This window comes from Xanthomonas sp. NCPPB 1062 (genome assembly GCF_041481705.2).
In the GTDB taxonomy this organism is placed as follows: domain Bacteria; phylum Pseudomonadota; class Gammaproteobacteria; order Xanthomonadales; family Xanthomonadaceae; genus Xanthomonas; species Xanthomonas euvesicatoria.
Window position 1 is genome coordinate 3,909,472 of record NZ_CM192987.1, and the last position, 22,292, is coordinate 3,931,763.

Consider the following 22,292-nt stretch of genomic DNA (forward strand, 5'->3'; position numbering starts at 1 on the left):
CACTACAGACAACGCAACAGCCGGAGGGGGCGACGATGCGTATCGGAATCGTGGTGGACAGTGCGTGCGATCTGCCGCAGGACTTCATCCAACGTCACAACATCATCGTATTGCCGATCAGCGTGCGTATCGGCGAGGCCGTGCTGGCCGATCATCGCGACGAGGAAGCCACGCTGAGCTTTTTGCAGGCGCATGTGGCCGAGCGCGGGCACGAAGCGGAAACCACGCCGTTTTCGGTCAACCAGATCCGCGATCTGTTCCTGCAACAACTGGTCATCGACTACGACCATGTGTTCTGCCTGACCATTTCCAAACTCCGCAGCCAGATCTTCGACAATGCGATGCAGGCCAGCTTCGCGATCCTCAACGACTACAAGCCGATCCGGCAGGCCGCAGGCCACACCTCGCCGTTCGCGCTACGGGTGATCGACACGCTCAACCTGTTCGCCGGCCAGGGCATCACCGCCGTGGAAGCAGTCCGCCTGCGCGACCAGGGCCAGAGCGTGGCGGCCATCCGTACCCGCCTGGAACAGCTGGCCGAGCACACCTATGGCTACATGATTCCACGCGATCTCTATTACCTGCGCGCACGTGCACGCACCAAGGGCGATCGCAGCGTCGGCCTGATCGGCGCCGCGCTCGGCAGCGCGCTGGACATCAAGCCGGTGCTGCGCGCCTACCGCGGCGTTACCGAGCCAGTGGCCAAGCTCAAGGGTTTCGAACCTTCGGCCGAAAAGCTGTTCGGCTTCACCGTGCGCAAGATTCGCGACGGCCTGATGACGCCAACGGTGTGCGTGGGCTACGGCGGCGAGCTGGCCGAGCTGCATGCCCTGCCCGGCTATGCCGCACTGCAGGGCGCCTGCCAAACCCACGGCGTGGAACTGCTGGAAAGCGTGATGAGCCTGACCGGCATGGTCAACGTCGGCAAGGGCGCCTTGGCAGTCGGATTTGCTGCCGAGCCACACGCGTTTTCGGCCTGAGGCATGGGCGGGGGTGCGATGCGCTCACCAGACACGCCGTCATCCATCACGCGAGTCGATTGCTACGTTGATGCCGCCAACGGTGCCGCAATGCCGAGGCACCGCCAGGCAGCGTGCTGATGATTGCCTTGAATGCGGCGCAGTCCAGGACGTGGCTGCCGTCCATGGCGGCAGCCACGCCGCATTGGACACAACGAAGGACCTGCTACAGGTCGTAAGACAACACGTCTTCGAAACCGAATGTGTCGAAATTTTCGATGCGCGAGGGATACAGGCGACCGACCAGATGGTCGTATTCGTGTTGCACCACGCGTGCGTGGAAACCTTCGGCATCGCGCTCGATCGGAGTGCCGTCGGGTGCGAAGCCGCGGTAGCGAATGAAGCGATAGCGTGGAATGACTGCGCGCAGGCCGGGAATCGACAGGCAGCCTTCCCAGCCGTTTTCCATTTCTTCCGACAGCGGTTCGATCTGCGCGTTAGCCAGGGCCGTGCGCGGCACTGCGGGCGCTTCCGGATAGCGCTCGCTGGCGTCGAAACCGAACACCATCAATTGCAGATCCACCGCGATCTGCGGTGCTGCCAGACCGACGCCACGCGCAGCGTCCATGGTTTCGAACATATCGGCCACCAGCGTGTGCAACTCGGCGCTGCCCAGGTTGCTGACCGGTGGCGCCACGCGTAGCAGGCGCTTGTCGCCCATGCGGATAATTTCGCGAATCATGCGGGTGCTCCTGACGATCGTGGCGTGGATTCTAGGGCCACTGCCGCCCGGCAGCGAACAGGCGCCTGGCGGTGCAATGGTCCGCAGGCGCTGCAGTGTACGAGCGGTCGCTGCCGCGGGCTGTGCATGACGGCACCGGGCAACGCTCGCGCCAGCGCACGGTGCGCGCAGCAGGCTTGTTCATCGCGCCGTGAATAGGCGCACTGCGTCTATCGCCAGCGCTGCGGCCAGCGTGATGGCGCAACACCGGCTTGGCGCCGGTTGAACCGGCTCAAACATGTCAGCGGCCAATGCGTTGACCGGCCTCGTCCAGCACGCGTTCGCCGTCTTCCTTGATGAAGCCGTGCGTGGCCGGCGGCAACAGATCGAGCACCAATTCGGAGGGGCGGCACAGGCGCGTGCCGCGCGTGGTCTGGACGAATGGGCGGTTGATCAGGATCGGATGGGCGAGCATTGCGCTCAACAACGCCGCATCGTCCAGGGTGGGATCGTCCAGTCCCAGTTCCAGATAGGGCGTGCCTTTCTGGCGCATGGCCTGGCGGACCGTGATGCCGGCAGCGGCGATGAGCGCCTGCAGCGTCTGGCGGCTTGGCGGATGCTGCAGGTAATCGACAATCTGCGGTTCGATGCCGGTGTGGCGGATCAGGGCAAGGGTATTGCGGGAGGTTCCGCAACCGGGATTGTGGTAGATGACGGCGTGCATGGTGGCCTGGCGCTGGATTGGCTGGTGGCTGGCGGCGCCGGCAACGGATGACCGAACGACGCCCAGACCGGCCAGTGTACGAGTGGCGCCCGGGCGTGCCGAGCGCTGGCCACGACGTGCGCAGGCGCCTTGGCGACGATGCCTGGGGTGAACTCCCAGACTGCAACCCTGCCGATAACTTTTTCAGGTTGCCGCTTCGCATTCGACGGCGAATGTGTCAAAAGATTGACACGAATCACGGATTCATGATTCAGTCATGAACAGACTGAAATGGAAGGATTCTCCCGAGCGCCGGTGTCAGCACGGCGTTTTTTCCCCTGTTGGACCCAAGGAAACCCCAACGATGATGAGCTTTCGCAAGCCCGGATGGATGCTGTCCGGTGTGTTGTGTGTCGCATGCCTGCCGGCGATCGCTGCAGCGCAGGAAGCAGCTACCAGCAGTTCCAAGGTCGGTATCGACCCTGCCACCGGCAAATTGCGCCCGCTGACCGACGCCGAGAGCGCGGCACTGGATCAGCAGGCGGCTGCAGCGGCCTCCGCAGCACGCGGCAGCGCCGCACGCAGCTCGGTTCCGCAGACCGAAGCGGCCGCGCGCGCGACCGAGCGGCGCCTGCCCAATGGCACCGTGGCGCGCAAGTTGCCGGCCACCCAAATGAGTTCGCTGACGGCAACCCGCCAGGCCGATGGACGCATCGTCATCGAACACAGCGACGACGCCGACACCACCCAACCCACCCACGCCGAGCACGGAGCGCTGCCGCATGAATAAGCCCTTGTTGCTGTTGTCCCTGGCCGTGGCGGCCGCATTGGCACCGCTGCACGCCCGGGCAGCCAATGTCACGCTGATCAATGGCGATGCCGGCACCGTGGTCGGTTTGAACGACCCGACCGCTGCCGCACCACTGGGCGGCAACCCGGGCCGCACGATCGGCGAGCAACGCCGCATCGCCTACCAGTACGCCATGGACCTGTGGGGCGCGGTGCTGCAGAGCAATGTCGAGATCAAGGTGTATGCCTCGTTCGCACGGCTGACCTGTACCGCCACCGGCGGCACGCTGGGCCAGGCCGGCCCGAACTGGATCGTCAACAACTTCCCCGGCGCCAAGGCCGATACGCTGTATCCGTCCGCGCTGGGCGATGCGATCGCCGGGCAGGACCTGGTGCCGGATCCGGCCGATCCGGCCGACGTGTTTTCGCAGTTCAACGGCGACCTGGGCAAGGACGATTGCCTGGCCGGTTCGGGCTGGTATCTGGGCCTGGACGGCAAGACGCCCGAAGGCCAGATCAACTTCCTCAACGTGGTGATGCATGAGATCGGCCACGGTCTGGGCGCGGCGGGCTTTCTCAACAAGACCACCGGCGTGCTGGGCTCGGGCAGCGGCCTGACCGACGTCTACACCTCGCAGGCCTACGACAACGTCCAGAACAAGCGCTTCGACGACCCGACCATGACCAACGCCCTGCGTGCCGAAGCGATGCGCACGCCCGGCCGTACGGTTTGGGCCGGGACGCGCGTGAACCGCGAGGCGGCGCTGATCCTGGATCCACGCACGCTGCTGCGCGTCACCGCACCGGCCAGCGCTGCGGGCAAGTTCGAAGTGGGCTTTGCCAGCTTCGGTCCGCTGGCCACCGCGGCCAATTTCCCGGCGCGTTCGGTGGTAACGGTCAATGACGGCGTGGCGGCCGCATCGGCCAGCGATGGCTGCGAAACCCCGTTCGTCAATGCGGCCGATGTGGCCGGCAAGGTGGCGCTGATCGACCGCGGCACCTGCGCCTTCGCGATCAAGGTGAAGAATGCGCAGCTCAACGGCGCGGTGGGCGTGATCGTCGCCAACAACGCGGCCGGTGTACAGACGATGGGCAACGCAGCACCGCCGATCACCGACATCACCATCCCCGCCATCATGGTCTCGCAGGCCGACGGCGCGCGCCTGAAGGGCAGCACTGCGGTGGTTGCGTCGCTGTACGAAGATCCGCAACTGCTGCAGGGCACCGACAGCGCAGGCCGCACGCGGCTGTACTCGCCCAGCGTGGTGGCCGGTGGTTCGACGTTCTCGCACTTCGATACCGATCTGCAGCCCAATGCCTTGATGGAACCTTTCGACACGCCGGAAGTGCAGGCGCACGTGAACATCGACCTGACCCCGGCGCTGTTTGCCGACATCGGTTGGACCTTGAACACCGGGCCGGCCAAGTTGGGCACCTGCAACACCCTGGTCCCGACGGTGGAAACCGGCGGCCTGATTCCGGGTGCGAACGTGTCTGCCGAAAGCAGCCTGTGCAAGACGCAGAACGCCGGCAACCGCCTGGGTTACCTGACCTGCATGGACGAACACGCGCGCGAGCTGCAGAGCCAGGGCGTGATCAGCCGCGTACAACAGGCAGCGGTCTTCGTCTGCGCCACCAAGGTGCGTCCGTAAGCGCCGAACGCGTGATGGGATGCAATGCGAACGGCGCCGGAAGGCGCCGTTCGTTTATCTGCTGCCGCGTGGTGGCGCGCAGGCCAGGCGGTCCCTGCAGCGTGGCGGCGATGCACACCACGTCGCAGGCGAGCATGCGGACCCATGCACGCGCGGCATCCCGTCGCCTGCGCGCATCCGCTGCAGCCCCTGCTGCGCGCCTTCGGAGCGAGGCACCAGGTTTGCCGTCACCTCAATGCTCCGCCGCATACGGCGAGGTCAGCACCTGCGGCGCACGCCCCAGCGCAGCGCCCAGGCGATCCATCACGAAACGCAAGTAGAGGTTGCTGCTGAACTGGTTGTAGTCGCGTGCATTGTTGAAGGTCAGCCGCCCGCCCAGAAACAGCTGCGGGGCCACCTGCCATTCGGCCGCGCCACTGAGGTTGTAGGACACGCCGGTGCGGCTTTCGCCCGCATACACCGGGTCGGTGTAGCGATTGACCAGACCGAGCAGCGCGGCCAGCGACGCGGCGTCGTAGGCGGCCTGTTGCAAGGTCGGGTCGGTAGGGAAATACGGCGAGGCCTCGGTGCTGAAATGCTGCACACCGACGCTGGCGTCGACCTTCCAGTTCACCGTCTGCCCGGCCGTGCGCCCGCTCCAGTGCACCGGGAACCCCAGGTCGACATAGTCCTGCGGGCTGAAGTAGCCACCGTGCCCGTAAGTGAAGCCGCTGAGATTCTTGTCGTACTGCATGGTGGTCAGATTGACGCCAGCGGTGAGCGATTGATGCTCGGTCTCCAAGGCATGCACGTAGAAGCCCAGGTCGACCTGGCGATGGTCGTTGTCGGCCACGTGGTTGCCCTGCAGGCGGTGCGCGGCAAGGTTGGCGTAGCCGCCGAGCAGGCCGTTGTCGGCAGTGGCCGACAGCGAAAGACCGGTGCTGGTCACACCGCCCCATTCGCGCCCGCTGCGCGCGTCCTGCGCACCGGCAAACGACAGCACGCTATCGGTGACTGCACGCCGCGAGGCCTCGGCCGACCAGCTGACGGTGTCACCGAGCTCGCCGCGATAGCCCACGCCACCGATGAGGTTGTGCTCCTGGAACCCGATCGGCGTGCTGCCCACGTCGGCACTGAAACCGCCATTGCGATACCGCACGCCGACGCCCACGCCGGTGTCGTCCTGGCTGAGCCGGCGGCTGCCGTTGCCGCTGGCGGCCATGGCATTGAGCGTGTCGACCAGGCCGGTCGGCGTCTGCTGCGCGGCGGCCGTGCTGCCGGCCAACGCGCGCAATGCGGCCGCATCGCCTGCACCCAGCTGTTCGCTGAGCGCGGCATTGCCCAGGATGTCGCGAGCCAGCTGCGCAATCGGCGTGGTGGAGGCGTTGATGCTGAGCAGGTAGGCCGGCAGCGGCTCGTTGGCCAACGCCGCCAGCGCAGCGGCATTGCTGTTGTTGTGCTCCACCAGCAGTGCATTGAACAGGCCGGTATTCAAGCTGTAGCGGCGCAGGCGTTCGCGCGTGGCGGCGGTATCGCCTTCGGTGGCGAGCAGCTGATACACCGGCGAATCGACCAGCGTGTCGATCGGGCCACGGTTTGCGGCCAGCGCATCGCCGATGGCGCTTTGCGGTCCGGTGCCGAAGCGGCTTGCGGTGGCGTAGTCGGCGCCGAGCGTGCCGGCATCCACCACGGTCGGTGTCAGCGTGACGCCGAGCTTGCCCTCGCCGACTGCGAATTCGGCCTGCACCGGCATTTCGATGTCGTCCAGACGGCCCAGGCCGTCTTCGCCGTCGCGTGCGCGATACAGCGCGCCGCCGGCAAGGCCGCCGCTGTTTTCCGCCTGCACGGCGCGCAGTTCGTCGAGCACGCTGTTGCCGCTGCTGCGCGCAGGCAGTGCTTGCGCGAGGTTGCTGCGCGGCTGCAGATCGCTGCCCGACACAGGCGGCAGCGCGCCATGCGAGGAAGCGCGCAAGCGGCTGCCGGGCGCAGGCAACGTGGAAGGCACGGTGCTGGCGCGCACCGGTTGCGGCAACGCGTCGCTCCTGATGTCGGCGGCAGCATTGACGGGTGCGGCAGGCGCGACAGGTGCCGCGCTGGGCTGCATGGCGAGCGGCGCGATGGATGCGACAGGCGCGGTTGCGACATCGGTGTAGGCGCTGCCGGCGTCCATGCGTTCGGACAGCACCGCCGGCGCACGCGGCATGGCGCCGGTCATGCCGGAGAATGGGTTGAGCGGGCGACCGGATGCGGCGACGGCAGCCGGGCCACGTGCAGACGCCAGGCCATTGTCGAGCTGCCCGGCCTGACGTTGCTGCGCGGCCAGCGCTGCACGGAAATACTGCTCGGCCTTGCGGTTCTTGCCGGCACTGCGATACACGCGGCCGGCGGCCGCGAGCACCTCCGGCGACTCCGGTGCCTGCGCCAACGCGCGTTGCAGATAGCTCTCTGCATTGCGCAGGTCCGATTGCGCGGCGGCGCTGTTGGCGGCAGCGGTGAGCGTGTCCAGATCGCTGGGCTGACGTTGCAGGAGCTGCTGGTAGATCGCCAGCGCCTGGCGGTGCTCGCCGGCGGCCGCGTACAACCGCGCGAGCGCGGCCTGTGCATCGCGGTTGTCCGGCTGCTGGGCCAGTATTGGCGACAACGCGTCGTAGGCGCCTTCCAGATTGCCGAGCTCACGCAATGCATCCACCTGCCGCAGCGTGTAGGCGCTGCGCAGGCCTTGGTAGCGGCGCAGCTGCTCCGGGGTCAGGGTGGTGGCCTGCAGCTGACGCAACACCGCCGAGAGCTCGGCGTCCTGATGCGCGCGCAGCAGCACGCTGGCGTATTGCAGGCGGTCTTCGGTGCGCGGGTTGGCGCCGGTGACCAGCCGCTGGGCCAGCACCAGCGCGCGCTGGGTGTTGCCGGCGTCGGCATGCGCGCCGGCCAGGGCGGCCAGCAGTTGCGGATCGTCGAGCTGATTGCCCAGCGCCGTTTCGGTACGCGCCAGCAACTGCTGCGCCTCGCCCACCCGGCCCTGCGCAACCAGCTGCCGCGCCTGACGCGCCTGCAATTCGATCCAGGCGGTGGCGCGCAGCTGGGCCATCGCCGGCGTGCGTGCCGCAGCTGGAATGCGGTCCAGACTGTCGTAGGCGCCCTGCCAGTCGCCGCTTTCCTGCGCCAGCAGCGCATTGGCGTGCAGCGCCTCGGGTTGGTCGCCATGGACCGCGAGCAGGCCGTCCATCACGCTGCGCGCCTGATCCGGGCGGCCAGCCTGCTGGTACAGGCGCGCCAGGTCGAGACGGATCCAGGCATCGCCGGGGCGTTCGACCATGGCCGCTTCCAGTTCGGTTTGCGCGCTGACCGCATCGCCGCCATCCAGAAACTGACGCGCACGGGCGCGCTGCACGTTGGAGCGCAGCAGGGCTTGGCCACCGGACTTGGCGCGCTCGGCCGCCGGCAGCCGGTCGAACAAGGCGCTGGCTTCCTGCAGACGGCCCTGGCGGCTGTACAGCCCGACCAGGCCCTGCAACGCGCCGGCATTGTCGGCCTCGCGCGACAAGGCTTTGCGATAGCTGGCTTCGGCAGCAACCGGGTCGCCGGCGGCCTGCACGTCACCCAGCGCCACGTGTCCGGCCGGCTCGTTGGGCAGCAGCTGCACCGCCTGCTCTACCAGCTGGCGCGCCTGCGCCAGATCGCCGCGCGCGCGCGCCGCTTCGGCCTGCTGCAGCTGCTGCCAGTAACGGGCGCTCTCCAGCGCGCTTTTCCATTTGCCGTTGCTGGCCGCGGCCGGTCGCAGCAGTTCCTGGGCCTCGGCAAAACGCTGCTGACGCAGACGTACCGAGCCCAGGCCGCCGAGCGCTTCGGGGTCGCGCGCACGTGCACGCAAGACCTGGGTAAAGCGTTGTTCGGCGGCGCTCAGATTGTTGGCGCTCAACGCGCGAAAGCCTTCGCCCAGCAGCACGCCGTTGGGATCGGCCGGCGTGGCCGCGGCAGTGCGTTGCGCGCGCAGCTGGCCGAGTTTGGCGGCCACTTCGGCATCGTTCGGGGTACCGGCAAGAAACGCTTGGTACAGCGGCGCATCGGCCATGCCGGCGTTGAGCCACAGCAGCGCCTGGCGCCAGCTGCTGCGTGCCGGCCCACCCACGTCCGCGCGCTGGGCAAGCGTGCGCAATTGCGCAATGCCGTCGCGGCGGGTGGGTTCGCGGTAACTGAGGACCTGCGCCAGCGCCAGCTGCACGGACGGATTGCCCGGGTCGCTGGATTGCAGGCGTCGCAGGCCGTCGCGGGCGCGCTCCCAACCGGTGGGGGTGCCGGCCAGCGATTGGTAGTACTCCAGCGCCAGGTTCGGCGGCGGCGACTTGCCGGCGAAGGCGGCTTCGTAACTGCGCGCCGCTTCCACATAGCGCCCGGCAGAGGCGGCACGACGTGCATTGCGCAGATTGGAATCTTCGCCCGCGTTGCTGCTACCGCGCGCGCCGATCGCCACGCGCAGGCGCTGCGCCTGCGGCGATTGCGGATGCGCGCCTTCGAGTTGCTGCAGCCGCTTGCGCGCTTCGGACTGGCGCCCCTGCGCCAGATCGATCTGGGCCAGGCCGAGCAATGCGTCGGGTTGGTCCGGGTCGATGCCGAGCAGCTTCTTCCAGGTATCGGCGGCCAGATCGTCGCGACCCTGGTCGTGCCAGTAATTGCCCTGCTCCACCAGCTGCTGGGCGGCACTGGTCTGCGCGTGCGCTGCCGGTGCGGCGAGCAGGCACAGCGCGAGCATTCCGGCGAGGTAGAACGGCTTCAGGTCGTTGCGGCACATGCAGGGGTTCTCCAGGCGGGCAACAGGCGCCCGTCTGCGGCGAAGCGGTAGCGGTTCTCAAGCCATCCCTGTCCGAACAGGGCCAGCGTGCGTTCGAAATACGGCAATGCAGCGGCGGCCGGTTGCGCGGCGGCGGGCACCCGCTGCGCCTGCGCCTTGAGCAGCGCGGGCTTGCCCAGTGCGCTCAGGTACGGCAGCAACGCCGCAGAAAATCCTACCGGCAGGGCGCCGGTGCCCACACCGCGCGCGGTGTCGATCTTTTCGGCCGGCGTCTGCTGCGCGGCGAGCAGGTCGGCCGGTCCGGACAGGTCCTTCAGCAATCGCGCGCGCAGCGGCTCGCCAGCGTCCAGCATGCCGGCCCACAGGTACACGCGGATGGCGTCGTAACTGCCGACATTGCCGCGCTTGGGATCGGCATTGAAGGTCTTGCCGTCCCACACCGTCCAATCCGGGGCAAACCCCACCGGCGCGCTGTCACGCAGCAGGCGCGCGCTGTTGGCGGCAATGGCAGCCCATGGGCCATTGGGGTCGGCATTGGCGCAACGACGCAGCACCTGGATCGGCAGATAGCTGGGATTGAGCGTCCAGCGCCCGTTGTCGACGAAACCGGTGCGGCCCGGCAGCAGCATCGGGCCCAGCCCGGGCAGCGTGGCCACTTCCTGGGTGCGGATCAGCTGCAGCATCTGCTGGCCGGCCTTGAGGTAGCCCGGGCGGCTCCACAACCGTCCGGCTTCCAGCAGCGCATAGGCAATCCACAACTCGCCATCGCTGGCGGTGTTGGCGTCCAGCACGCGCCAGGCGCCGCTGCCATCGCGGCCCCACAGCCATGCCGGCAGGTTGAGATCCGGGCGGCCGCCGCACAGGTTGTGGCGGGTCCAGCTCAGCACCTTGTCGAACAGCACCTGGTCGTTGTTGACCAATGCGAAGAACAGCGCATACGACTGCCCTTCGGAGGTGGAGCGTTGATCGGGATTGAGAAAATCCACCACCCGCCCATCGGGCTGGATGTGCTTGTCGACGAAGGCGCTCCACAGCGGCCACGGCCCGCACTGGCTGGGCGCCGCCAGCGCGGCTGCCGGCAGCAGCGCGGCCACGCCGGCCAATGCGCCTGCATGCAGCAGGCGACGGCGCGTCATGCCACCGGTATGTGCGTGCGCGCTCATGCACCGCCACCGTCGTTGAGGCGCTCGGCGGTGTGCCTGCGCAGCAGCACGCGTGCGGCCAGGGCCAGCAACAACGCCAGCAGCACCACGGTAAGGGCCAGCCACACCGGGTGGTGCGAGAAATACCAGCGCAGCCAGGTCGGCAGCGGCAGATGCCCCACGTAATAGGTCTGGTTGCCGACCAGACTGGTGACTTTTTTCTGCTGCAGCACCACCACGCTGCCCTGGAAATCCTTGAGCAGGGTCGGGTCGAACCAAGCATCGAACAGGCGGCTCATGTTGGCCGGGTCTTCGGTCTGGAAGGCGACCACGCTGCGGCCGGCTGCCAGTGGCGACTCGAAGCCCATCAGCAGGACGTCGTCCGGCTGCGGCTGCAGGGCGATCTCGGCGGTGGTGGGCAGGTCGGTGCGGCGCGCATCGAAGGAGAGAAAGCGCGGCAATCGTTCGAACAGCCAGTCGGTCAGCGCAAAGCGGGTCGCCCGCCCGTCCTGGCCGATCGGCAAATGCGCGCGCCACTGCTTGAACAACGGTTGCGATTCGGCGCTACCGAGCAGCAACAGATCGCGGCCTGCATGCTGCTGCACTGCGCCGGCGCCGATGATCTGCGCATGCAGCGCCGGGTAACCAGTGGAAGCCCCGAAATGCCCGAGCAGGGTCAGCACATTGCTCAGGTCCTGATCGCCGGGATTGTTGGGCAGCACGATGGTGGATTCGGACAAGTCCGCCAGGCGCGTGAACGGGTAGCCGGCATTGGCGAACGCCGCCAGGTTCGGCATCGCCATGTAGTGGTGGAAGCCGCTCAGGTCGATGGTGGAATCGGCATCGATGGCACCGGACACATCCGGGAAGGTGTTCTTGCACGCTTCGCCCTGCGGGCGATCGAAGAAGAAATGGAAGCGCAGTTGGCTGTTGGCCGAAAACGCACCCACCGGCAGTGTCAGGTCCTGATGCACCGGCATGCTGCCGCGCGTCCCCAGGCTGTTCCACCAGCGCATCGGCGTGGATTGAGCGAATGGGCGACCGGTCAGCGGCAGCGTGGTCACGAACGATTCGTTGATGCTGACATTGAGCGCGGATTTGTTGTCCTGCTCCGGCAGCGTGTAGCGGTAGTTCAACGCAACCGGGATGCCGTCGCGTTCCCACACGAACAGGTCCGGCGGCAGTTGCAGGCCGACCCGGATCAGGTCGGGGTGATAGCCGGTGACGTTGAGCTGGCTGGGCTGGGTGACCAGATCGCCGAAGCGTACCGGACTCTCGCTCGACACCCAGTTGGGCGCGTCGTAGGGCCGCCGCGGCGCAGGCGCGCTGATGTCGCCGATGCGGGCCACCGCACCGGTCAACGGTGCGCGCAAGGCCAGCGCGGTGGCGGCACGCTGCAGGTCTTCGCTGTTGCGGCCGAGCACCAGCAGCAGCTTGCCGTTGCGATCGTTCGGGTTGGCCAGCACGGCCACGGTGGGGCCGCGGATGTCGGCCACGCCGCTGTCGGCGGTCGCAAATTGCGCGGGCAAGGTGCCGGGCGTGGCGAAGACGACCGCGTTCCCGGACGCCTGCAAGGCCTCGGTGGAGGCCGGGAACACCGCGCCACGGTAGCCGGCCAGGCTACCGAACCACGAGGCCACCGTGCCGGCCGCCTGCAACGTGGCCGTGTCCGGGCGCTGCGGGAAATAAAACGGCAATTCCAGCCGGCGCGTGTCGCGTACATCGAAGAACGGCACCGGCAGCAACGCCAGATTGTTGGCCAAGGCCAGCGGCGTGGTGGTCAGCGACAGGCTGGTGGCCGCATCCACATTCGCCCACAGGCTGCTGTGGTCGGGATCTTCGCAATCGCGCGTGTAGTGGCCGATCAACTGCAGGTTGAGCTGGTTGTAATCGGTGACCAGGCGCGGGTCGATCGGCAGATCGGCCGAGAGCAACTTGCCGGCGTTGGCCTTGTCGGTGGGCAGCGTAGCCACGGTGACGCCGTTGATGGTGACCTTGAGGTGCGACAGGTCGGGCAACAGCGAGGGCGAGTAGCTGTATTTGAGATTCAACGTGGCCGCGGTGACGATCTCATCGCTGCGCACGCTGAAGGGCACGCCGGCGCTGCCCTGCACCCCGCGCAAGGTGATTTCGTAATCGATGCCCAGCTCGCGCAGTGTTGCCGCACGCGTGCTGCCGCCTGGCAACGGTGCCGCTGCGAAGTCGACGGGCACCTGCGCTGGGGTGACTGCCTGCATCTGGCTGCCTGCCTGCGCAGATGGCGTTGCAGGCATGGGCTGCGCCTGGGCCAGGCCTGCCAGCAAGGTCAACGCACAGCTCAACACAGCCGGGAATATCCGCATCAGCGGCATCTTGGTAAAGGAAAGGGAAACACCACGCATCACACTCACGACTCCAGATCCACCGGGCGCCTCGGACGAAAGCCCTGCCGCGCGCTGTCCACGATATGCCCGCCCAGTCGCCCGAATCCGCGTGCACTGGCTTCCAACACCTGGCCCATCGAGCGCCAGAACGCATCGCGGTCGTGCTGGCCCCACTGCGACAGCCAGATGTCGGCGCGCGCGAAGGTCGACGCCACCAGCCAGCGCTCCTGTTCCATCGACATCTGCGTGAACTGGATGCTGACCTGTCCATCGCGATCCTGGCGCACCACCGCCGGCAAGGTCTGCTCCACGCCACGGTGGCTCAGGCCGATCTGCACCGGCAGACCCGGCTCGATCGGCTGTGGCTGCGCGAGCGTGATCGCCATGCCGCCCGTGGAAAAATTCACCGAGCGACTCGGCAGCACACCGCCGTCGGGCAGATACAGGGTGACCGGCACATCCAGCGGCACACGGTGTGCGCTGCGCACCTGGCGCGTTTCGCTGGCGGTGGCAATCGTGGCGCCCAGCAGCACCATGTTGTAGAGCGTCCAGGCCAGGTTGAACCAGATGGTCTGCTGCTCGCCGCTGCCACCCACATAGATCAACCGCAGCACCCCAGCCACCACGCCCACCACGTTGAGCAATAACAAGAACAGATACGGCTTGGCGATCTGCGCGTCGAAATAGCTGCGCGACACCAGCCCACCCTTGGGAGTGACGTTGAACTTGCCGAGTTTGGGATTGAGCAGGGCCACCAGCGTGGGACGGAAGATGTACCAGGCCAGCGTGGTTTCGTAGACCTCGTTCCACAGCAAATGGCGGAAGCGGCTCTGCACGCGCAGGTTGGTCAGGTTGGCCTGCAGGATGTGCGGCAAGGCGTAGGCCAGGATCATCAACGCCGAGGCCTGGATCACATGCGCGCCGAAGAACAGATAGGCCAGCGGCGCAGTCAGATAGATGATGCGCGGCAAACCATAGAAGAAGTGCAGCATCGCGTTGAGGTAGCACAGCCGCTGCGACAGTTTGAGCCCGCGCCCCAGCAAGGGGTTGTCGATGCGCGCGATCTGCGCCATGCCGCGCGCCCAGCGGATGCGCTGCGCCACGTGGCCGGACAGGCTTTCGGTGGCCAGACCCGCCGCCTGCGGCACGGCCAGGTAGGCGGTGCGGTAACCGCGGCGCTGCAGTTTGAGCGCGGTGTGCGCATCTTCGGTGACCGTTTCCACCGCCACGCCGCCCACTTCTTCCAGCGCGGTACGCTTGATCACCGCACACGAGCCACAGAAGAACGTGGCATTCCACTGGTCGTTGCCATCCTGCAGCAGGCCGTAGAACAACTCGCCTTCGTTGGGCACCTTGCCATGCGTGTCCAGGTTGCGTTCGAACGGGTCCGGCGAAAAGAAATAGTGCGGCATCTGCACCAGTGCCAGCTTGGTGTCGTGCAGGAACCAGCCCATCGCCACCTGCAGAAAACTGCGGGTGGGAATGTGGTCGCAATCGAAGATGGCCACATAATCGCCACTGCACTTCTTCAACGCGGCATTGATGTTGCCGGCCTTGGCATGCGCGTTGTTGGTGCGGGTGACGTAATTGATGCCGACCTCGGCGCAGAACGCGCGAAACTCGTCGCGACGGCCGTCGTCCAGCAAATGGATGGTGATCTTGCCGGCCGGCCAATCGATCACGCTGGCCGCCAGCACGGTGGTGCGCACCACCGACAGCGGCTCGTTGTAGGTCGGGATGAACACGTCCACGCTGGGCCACAGGCGCTGGTCGGCCGGCAGCGGCACCGGCTTGCGGTTGAGCGGCCACAGCACCTGGAAATAGCCCAGCACCAGGATCACGAAGGCATACAGCTCGGCGCCAAGCAGGCCCAGGCCGAGGATGAAATCCACCGCGCTGCCCACGCCCATGGTCTGGGTCATGCGCCACCAGATGTAGCGGCACGACACCGCCAGCGACATCCCCATCATCATCAGGATGACCACCCGCCCGCCGCGGTTGCGCACCGCCAGCGCCACCGCGAACAACACGCCGGAAAACACCAGCTGCTGCGTCACATCCATCGGCACGGCCACCACGAACACCAGCAGCAACGCACCCAGCAACCACAGCGCCCAGGTCGCCAGCGTCGGCAGCGGTGATGCGCAATGGCGGTTGGCAGCGGTCATCAATCGTCCTTCAGGCATGGCGGCGTGCGGCACAACAAGCGACAAGCGCACCGGCGCCTGCAGCGGGAAACAACGGGCAACAGCTCAACGCGAGCGCAGGCGCTTGAGCGGGCTTTGCGCGCAGCTGCGCGCATCGGCCTGCAACAGGCGCTGGAACAAGCGCTCCAACGGCGTCTGCGCCGGCCGATCGGCCGGCTGCACGCCGCGCGGCGCAGGTTCGTCGAGCTGACGCAATTTGCGCAGCGGGGCGAGCGCATCCGGCACCGGGTCTGCTGCCGTCACGACGGGTTGCAGCGAGCGCTCTGGCGCCGGTACGGCGGCCGGCATGCCCAAGTTCGGCGTCGGCGCGGCAACCGCCACCGGCGGCTGCACGGCATCGGGCGCAACGGTGACCGGTTCGACCGCTACAGGCGCACCGGCCTGCGGCAGGCTGCAGGTGCGCGGCGACAGCTGGGTATAGGCGAAATCGTGGTACCCCTGGCTCGCCGGCGTCCCCAAACGCGCGAACAGGCCCGACACATCGTCATGTTGGGGTGCGTCCTTGCCCTTCCTTGCTGTCATCACACTCTCCTTGCCCGATCAGACATGCTCATGCCGTGCGCGCCAACACCAGGCGGCGCAGATCGACGGTGTCGCTCGGCACGCTCTGCACCGCCAGACCCGCCAGCATCCCCAGTTGCTGAAACCACCCCTCGTAGACACCCTGCAAAAACCCATCGCTCCACGCGGCGCCATTCAGCGCGACGCTCAACGGCGCCCCCGCGTGCCGGATCTGCACATGGTCGGTGTACTCCTCCAACACGCACTGGCCCCAATCGCAGCGGTCCCAGACCGCATTTGCCGCGAGCTGCGCGTCGTCCAGCGTGGCGCACGGCGCAAGCCGCTGTTCGCGTGCGAAGCGGTGGCCGATTCGCGCCATCAACAGGGCCAGATCGTCCTCGGGCAACTCGGCGCCGAACTCCTCGGCCATCGCGCGCACAAACCCCAGCCATTGCCGGGAGCAACTGCGCGTACGGTATAGCGGCAGCGGGTCGAGTGCGCTCATTCAACAGACTTCGCAAGGAAAAAGGGCCGTCACATGCGACGCATGCACCCGATGTGATGCATGTGTGATGACATGTTAGCGGCCGCCATCCTCGAATCGAGATATGCGTCTCACTTTTTTCGGGCATTCCCCGACAGCGTGTAGGGAATTTCTGTAGCGGGTGGCGACGCCCGCCAGTCAGTCCCCGCCGGCATCGCCCCGAACAATCATCCCTCTGCCATCGGCGGCAGTCCGAACACGTCGCGCAGATAGCGCAGATACCCGATGTCCTCGCACATGCTCTTGCCGGGCGAGTCGCTGAGCTTGGCCACCGGCTGGCCATTGCAGCGGACCATCTTGATCACGATCTGCAGCGGCGTCGGCCCCAGATCGTTGGTCAGGCTGGTGCCCACCCCGAAGGCCAGCCGGCAGCGCGTGTGGAAGTGCTGGTACAGCCGCATCACCTTGTCGATATTGAGCCCGTCGCTGAACACCAGCACCTTGGTCCGGGGATCGACGCGGTGCGCTTCCAGATGCGCGATGACGCGCTCGCCCCATTCGAACGGGTCACCCGAATCGTGGCGCATGCCATCGAACAACTTGCAGAAATACAGATCGAAATCGCGCAGGAACGCATCCAGCCCAACCACGTCCGACAACGCAATGCCCAGATCGCCACGGTATTCGCGCGCCCACGATTCCAGCGCCGCCACCTGCGAATCGCGCAGCCGCGGCCCCAACGCCTGGAACGCCTGCAGATACTCGTGCGCCATCGTGCCCAGCGGGGTCAGCCCGTACTGCTTGGCGAAATACACGTTGCTGGTGCCGACGAACTGTTCGCCCAGGCCATCGCGCAGCAGCGGCAGCAACTCGCCATGCCATTGCCGCGAGTAGCGCCGCCGGGTGCCGTAGTCGGCGATCTTGCAGCCGGCCGGCATGCTGCGCAGGCTCGCCACCTTCTCGCGCAGGCGGCTGCGGCCCTCTTCGAAATCCGGCTCGGAGGTATTGCGAAACCACACCTCGTTGATGATCGCCAGCAGCGGCACCTCGAACAGGATGGTGTGCAGCCAGGGGCCGCGGATGGTCAGCTCGATCTCGCCCGGATGGGTGGCCGATGCGGTCAGGCTCAGATACTTGCGATCCAGATGGAACAGCGCCAGGAAGTCGGCGAAGTCCGGCTTGATGAAGCGCAGGCTGCGCAGGTAATCCACTTCGTCCTCGCGCAGCCGCAACCGGCACAGCGCATCGATCTCGCGCGAGATCTCATCGACGAACTGCGCCAGATCCACGCCGGGGGTGCGGCACTTGAAGCGGTAATCCACCTGCGCTGCCGGGTGCTGGTGCAGCACTGCCTGCATCATGGTGAATTTGTACAGGTCGGTGTCGAGCAGCGAATGGATGATCATGCCGCCGGATTATGCCCTTGGCGGCGATGACAGCGCGTGCAGTGCGCAAGCCGCGTGAGAACGCAGCGCACCTGTGTCGTCAGGTAGACAGCCGCGATTGCCAAGCTGGGCCAGCGCGTTCCAACCCGTTCTGCGCAGCGCAGCCGCTGGCGGAAGGAGCACGTCGGAAGGCATGCAACGTGACGCCAGCACGTGCAGCTGCGCCCGTCTGACGCACAGCGCAGGCGCACGCCATGCACGTGCAGCGCGATCTAGCGCGACCGGCGACCAGAGCGAGCCTGCATCACGTGACGTGGCCGGCGCCAGAAGCCCAAGCGTGCAAGCGGGTTCTGGCGATTCCGGGCACTAGCCGCACCCCGCCGCCGCGACGAACGCAGCTGTTCGCCAGTCGCCCTCAGCGCGCCAGCACCTGCTGCGCCGGCTTGCCCTGCACGGTGAAATCGCTGTCGCCCGGGCCGCCGGCCTTGGGGTCGGTATACCAGCACCACAGCGCAATGCCTTCCACGCCATGCGCCTGCAGTACCTTGCGCCACTGCTGCAACACCTGCAGCTGCAGACGCGTATCGACGGCGGCCGTGCGCTGCTCCGGGCTTTCCCACGGCGCCGCCAGACTACCGCGCGCCGAACGCAACCCCAGCTCGGCCACCCACACCGGCTTGCCCACGCGCTGACCCAACTGCTGCAGGCGTTGCGCCGCGGCGGTCATTTCAGCGCTGCGTGCGTCGGCAGCTTCGGACAGGCGCGGATACAGGCTGGTGCCCACCGCATCGAACAACGACCAGTAACGGAAGCTCTCGGCATGCTCCATGCCGTCGGCCACGTACAACAGTTTTCCGTGGTAGACCTTGCGCACTGCCGCGACCAACGCTGGCCATTGCGGCGCGTCCTGCAACTTGCGCAACTCGGTGCCGATCACCAACGCTTCGGCGTGTTCGTCCTGGGCCAACCTGGCCAATGGCAGCAATGCCTGCTGGTAGGCCGCAAACCACGCCGCCGGGTCGGTGGGCGCGGCATCGCCGGCCCAGTGTCCCGGAATCCAGACATGCACCTTGAGCGTCGGCTGCAATCCAGCCTGCAGGCTTTGCCGCAACGCAGCGCGCATGGCGTCCACACTGCTGTCGCTGCCCAGCACCGGGTCGTTGGACTGCGGGTTGGCCTGCCACACGAACGCGACCAGCAACGCCTTGCTGGCCCCCGTCTTGGCCAGTGCGTCCAGCGACTGCGCTGCAGCCTGACTTTCCCACGGGGCGTTGGCGGACACCTTGACGTTGGCGCCCATCCAGGTCGGCGCGGCGGCATTGCAGCCGTTTGCCAGCAGACACACGCCGATCAACGTTGCGACGCTTAGAACGCGCTTGAACATGCTGCAGACACCTCGGCATTCGGCGGCGCCGCGTGCCGGGAGCACGCCGTCGCACGCAAGGATGCACTGTTCTTGTCCTGCGGCACCGCCGTGACCGCTGCCGGGTTGGCCGGCTCGGCAGTGTCGGCAGATGCCGTTGCAGCCGGGGCCACCGCAGCGCTCTGGGCCATCGCCGGCTGCATCACCCCAGCCTCCTGCGTAGCGGGAGCGGCCGCCGCACGCACCGGCAACGATACCGGCGTCGTCATGACAACGGCCTCGCCCTGCATCAGGGCCTGTTCGTCGGGCGCTGCGGCACGCATCCAGCTACCCCAACCCTGCGGTTGTGCCCAGATCGCACCCACCAGGCCCAACACCAGCAATCCGGCCGCCTGGCCGCGCTGGTCGGCGTGCAGCGCACGCAGCAACAACGCCGCCGGCACCCACAACAGCAGCAGGGCATCGAAGCCAGCCCAGCCGAACGCGAACGACAACGCAGCCGCGCAGACCACGGTGCCGGCACTGGCCACCACGCCACGCGCCAACGCACCGCTGCGCGCACGCGCCACCAGCGCAAGCACCGGGAAGCACGCCACGGCCGCCACACCCCAGCGGACCGCCGGCAACCAGCCGTCGGCATGGCCGGCCAGTGGCAACGGCAACGGATGCGACGCCTGGGCAATGCTGGACAGCGTCGGCCACGGCGCATTGAACACGACCAGATTCACGTAGGCCCACATGCCGACCAGGAATGCGAACGGCAGATAGCACACCAGATAGAACGAGCCTGGTGCCTTGCGCAGCATCTGCGGCGGCATGACCAGCAGCAGCCACGGCGCGACCATTGTCGACAGCGCCAGCGTCTGCAGATCCAGGCACAGCAAAATGCACAACCAGCCCGCAATGCGCAGATAGGTGAAGGCTTCCACCGGCGCCTGCAAGCGGCGCAAGGTGCGGCACAAACCGTAGAAGGCCAGCAACCCCACTGCCTGGCTGCCGCCGGCAGCGATCGGCAGCAGGAACAGCGGGTTGCAGCCCACCAGCAGCGTCAGCGCGCTGGCCCAGCCGCGCCCGAACACGCCAGCCAGATCGCGCCACAGCAGCGACAGGAACAGCGCGTTCGCAGCCACCGCGACACATGGCCAGACCTGGAACGGCAGATTCCAGCGATGCAAGGTGAGATCGACCGCCCACGCCAGCAATCCGGTCGCCGGCACGCCGATGTCCGGCGCAAGCGCGGGCGTCGTGGCCACCGACTGCACCAGCAGCGGCTGGCTCAGCAGCGACAGCGCCACCACGGCGATGAGAAACGCCGGCAGCCCGCTCTCGCGACGCTGCGCAACCGGCTCACTCTTCGAGTGCGGCGCGGCGCTCGTTTTCCGAATGCTTGCTGATGCCATGCGTGGTCTTCTCCCAATAGAACGGATTGTGGATCAGCTGCCAGAGACCCTTGTAGGCGGCGATCGACTGCAACGCCCAGTAGAACGGCACCGTCAGTGCGTACGGCGCCAGCTTGAAGTAGTCGCGCTTGAACGCTGCAACCAGCGTGATGTAGATGAAGAACGCATTGGCCAGCAGCACATTGACCAGCGAGACCCCCGCCAGCCACGGCGGGAAGAAGCGCTCGAACATCGTGGTGCCGGTCAGCGCCCACGCCGCGTACAACGCCCAGAGCACCGGCACGCCCAATGCGGTGAAAAAACCGCCGCCGATGAAGAACTGGAACCCCCAAAATCCCTTGAAGCCGGTGCTGCGATACAGATGCACCGGGTCGCGCATGTGCACCAGCCAGGTCTGCATATAGCCCTTGAGCCAGCGCGACCGCTGCCGGATCCAGTTGGGAATGCTGACGTTGGCTTCTTCGAAGGTGGTGGAATTGACCACATTGACGCGGTATCCGTTCTGGATCAGCCGCACGCCCAGATCGGCGTCTTCGGTGACGTTGTACGGATCCCACGCGCGCACCTGGCGCAATACGTCCAGACGGAAGTGATTGGAGGTGCCACCCAACGGAATCGGAATGCGCAGGTATTCCAGCGCCGGCAGGTAGAAGTCGAACCAGAGCGTGTACTCCAGCGTGAACATCCGCGTCAGCCAGTTTTCGTCGGCGTTGTAGTAGTTCAGCCGCGCCTGGATGCACACCACATCCTTTTCGGCCTTGCGGAATGCCGCCACCACGCGCTTGAGCTGGTCCGGCTCGGGCTTGTCTTCGGCGTCGTAGATGGTAAGCAGCTGCCCACGCGCAAAATGCAGTGCGTAGTTGCAGGCCTTGGGCTTGGTCTTGGGCTGCGACGGCGGCACCCGGATGATTTCGAAGAACGCTTCCAGGCCGAGTTTCTTGGCCGCTTCGATGGTGTCCAGGTCGTCCGCTTCCAGCACCAGCTTGACGTCCAGCTTGCTGATCGGGTAATCCAGCTTGCGCAGCGCGTTGGCCAGGATCGGCAGGACTTCCGGCTCCTTGTACATCGGCACCAGCACGGTATAGACCGGCAGGTCGTCGTCGCGCAGCGCGGCCACCTCGTCTTCGGTGACCTTGATGTCGATGCGATGGCGCGAGCCGAACCACACCAGCAGCAACTTCAACCCGAAGGTGGCCAGAAAGCCCAGCGCCACCAGCACGTTGACGGCAATCAGGGCCGGCACCGGGAACAGCACCAACGTCGCCAGCATCACCGCCGCCAACGCCCACAACGCGAACTTCTGCCCGCGCGTGATGACCTGGCGTGCCGAATACGTCGGCGCATGCGCCGCAAGCAGGTTCAGCGCGTTGTCGGTGAGCTGCTCGTCGGCATAGCGCTGCAGGCTCCAGATGATGTCGAACTTGGCGGTACCGACAAAGCGCACGTCTTCGCCGTAATGGGCACGTGCCCAGGCGAACAAGGCCGGATCCGGATCGGCTACCGCCAGCACCAGCACACCGTCCTCGCGCCGCCACGGCAACACCAGGCGCTGCGCGTAGCTATCCAGATCGCCGGGGGTGAGCAGCGCAGGATCCGGCGGCTGCTGCACCAGATCGATGAATTGCAGCCCGAAGTGCGCGGCAACGATGGCGTAGAACCGCTGCGCCGGCACGCCGCGCTGGGCCAGGATCACATCGCCAAGGCGCGAATTCCAGCGTTGCTGCAAGGCCAGCGCCGAGCGCAGCTGTTCATCGGTGATGACGCCTGCCGACACCAGCGCACGACCCAGCAGACCGCGTTCGCGGCCGATGTCCGGTGTTCGTCCCAGCGCGTCCGTTTCGCAGGTGACCGTCATGTGCGG

15 protein-coding genes are annotated in these 22,292 nt (G+C 66.8%); 3 read left to right on the forward strand and 12 right to left on the reverse strand.

Going from position 1 to position 22,292, the window contains the following annotated elements; translation table 11 throughout:
• Nucleotides 1-35: 35 nt before the first annotated feature.
• Nucleotides 36-980 carry a DegV family protein gene (locus tag ACCQ16_RS16745; protein WP_011348559.1) on the forward strand — a complete coding sequence of 315 codons (945 nt, stop codon included), beginning with the start codon at nucleotides 36-38 and terminating at the stop codon, nucleotides 978-980.
• A 205-nt stretch (nucleotides 981-1,185) separates the two neighbouring features.
• Here ACCQ16_RS16745 and def read toward each other — a convergent pair whose 3' ends face one another.
• Together def and arsC are read right to left on the reverse strand one after the other, a co-directional pair.
• On the reverse strand, nucleotides 1,186-1,701 hold the full coding sequence (def, locus tag ACCQ16_RS16750; RefSeq protein ID WP_008573775.1) for a peptide deformylase: 516 nt from the start codon (nucleotides 1,699-1,701) through the stop codon (nucleotides 1,186-1,188).
• Between the two features lie 280 nt (nucleotides 1,702-1,981).
• Nucleotides 1,982-2,404 carry an arsenate reductase (glutaredoxin) gene (gene arsC / locus ACCQ16_RS16755; RefSeq protein WP_011348560.1) on the reverse strand — a complete coding sequence of 141 codons (423 nt, stop codon included), beginning with the start codon at nucleotides 2,402-2,404 and terminating at the stop codon, nucleotides 1,982-1,984.
• A 343-nt stretch (nucleotides 2,405-2,747) separates the two neighbouring features.
• Here arsC and ACCQ16_RS16760 point away from each other — a divergent pair, with 343 nt between their 5' ends.
• The gene (locus tag ACCQ16_RS16760) at nucleotides 2,748-3,173 is read left to right on the forward strand and encodes a post-PEP-CTERM-1 domain-containing protein (RefSeq protein WP_109290715.1); all 426 of its coding nucleotides are present in this window, start codon (nucleotides 2,748-2,750) and stop codon (nucleotides 3,171-3,173) included.
• Nucleotides 3,166-4,824: a PA domain-containing protein gene (locus tag ACCQ16_RS16765; RefSeq protein ID WP_109290714.1), complete on the forward strand. Its 1,659-nt coding sequence runs from the start codon at nucleotides 3,166-3,168 to the stop codon at nucleotides 4,822-4,824. Before ACCQ16_RS16760 ends, ACCQ16_RS16765 begins: the two co-directional genes overlap by 8 nt.
• Nucleotides 4,825-5,056: 232 nt before the next feature.
• Here the strand turns inward: ACCQ16_RS16765 and ACCQ16_RS16770 are convergent, their stop codons facing one another.
• From ACCQ16_RS16770 to ACCQ16_RS16815, 10 genes are all read right to left on the reverse strand, one after another.
• Nucleotides 5,057-9,586: a cellulose biosynthesis protein BcsC gene (locus tag ACCQ16_RS16770; RefSeq protein WP_277572484.1), complete on the reverse strand. Its 4,530-nt coding sequence runs from the start codon at nucleotides 9,584-9,586 to the stop codon at nucleotides 5,057-5,059.
• Nucleotides 9,568-10,749 (reverse strand): cellulose synthase complex periplasmic endoglucanase BcsZ, encoded by a 1,182-nt coding sequence (bcsZ, locus tag ACCQ16_RS16775; RefSeq protein ID WP_277572483.1) that lies wholly within the window; start codon nucleotides 10,747-10,749, stop codon nucleotides 9,568-9,570. The genes ACCQ16_RS16770 and bcsZ overlap by 19 nt, the downstream gene beginning before the upstream one ends.
• Nucleotides 10,746-13,070 (reverse strand): cellulose biosynthesis cyclic di-GMP-binding regulatory protein BcsB, encoded by a 2,325-nt coding sequence (bcsB, locus tag ACCQ16_RS16780; RefSeq protein WP_277572776.1) that lies wholly within the window; start codon nucleotides 13,068-13,070, stop codon nucleotides 10,746-10,748. The genes bcsZ and bcsB overlap by 4 nt, the downstream gene beginning before the upstream one ends.
• 44 nt (nucleotides 13,071-13,114) lie before the next feature.
• Nucleotides 13,115-15,259 (reverse strand): UDP-forming cellulose synthase catalytic subunit, encoded by a 2,145-nt coding sequence (gene bcsA, locus ACCQ16_RS16785; protein WP_055026843.1) that lies wholly within the window; start codon nucleotides 15,257-15,259, stop codon nucleotides 13,115-13,117.
• Nucleotides 15,260-15,343: 84 nt separating this feature from the next.
• Nucleotides 15,344-15,820: a hypothetical protein gene (locus tag ACCQ16_RS16790; RefSeq protein ID WP_011348568.1), complete on the reverse strand. Its 477-nt coding sequence runs from the start codon at nucleotides 15,818-15,820 to the stop codon at nucleotides 15,344-15,346.
• A 28-nt stretch (nucleotides 15,821-15,848) separates the two neighbouring features.
• Nucleotides 15,849-16,304, reverse strand: coding sequence for a cellulose biosynthesis protein BcsD (bcsD, locus tag ACCQ16_RS16795; RefSeq protein WP_029820255.1), 456 nt, complete (start codon nucleotides 16,302-16,304; stop codon nucleotides 15,849-15,851).
• A gap of 206 nt (nucleotides 16,305-16,510) precedes the next feature.
• Nucleotides 16,511-17,689: a nicotinate phosphoribosyltransferase gene (gene pncB, locus ACCQ16_RS16800; RefSeq protein WP_008573756.1), complete on the reverse strand. Its 1,179-nt coding sequence runs from the start codon at nucleotides 17,687-17,689 to the stop codon at nucleotides 16,511-16,513.
• Nucleotides 17,690-18,083: 394 nt separating this feature from the next.
• On the reverse strand, nucleotides 18,084-19,052 hold the full coding sequence (locus ACCQ16_RS16805; RefSeq protein ID WP_008573755.1) for a glycoside hydrolase family 113: 969 nt from the start codon (nucleotides 19,050-19,052) through the stop codon (nucleotides 18,084-18,086).
• Nucleotides 19,034-20,329 carry a hypothetical protein gene (locus tag ACCQ16_RS16810; RefSeq protein ID WP_218553646.1) on the reverse strand — a complete coding sequence of 432 codons (1,296 nt, stop codon included), beginning with the start codon at nucleotides 20,327-20,329 and terminating at the stop codon, nucleotides 19,034-19,036. The genes ACCQ16_RS16805 and ACCQ16_RS16810 overlap by 19 nt, the downstream gene beginning before the upstream one ends.
• A 49-nt stretch (nucleotides 20,330-20,378) precedes the next feature.
• Complete coding sequence (locus ACCQ16_RS16815; RefSeq protein WP_372380030.1) at nucleotides 20,379-22,286, reverse strand: glycosyltransferase family 2 protein; 1,908 nt, start codon at nucleotides 22,284-22,286, stop codon at nucleotides 20,379-20,381.
• Nucleotides 22,287-22,292 lie beyond the last annotated feature (6 nt).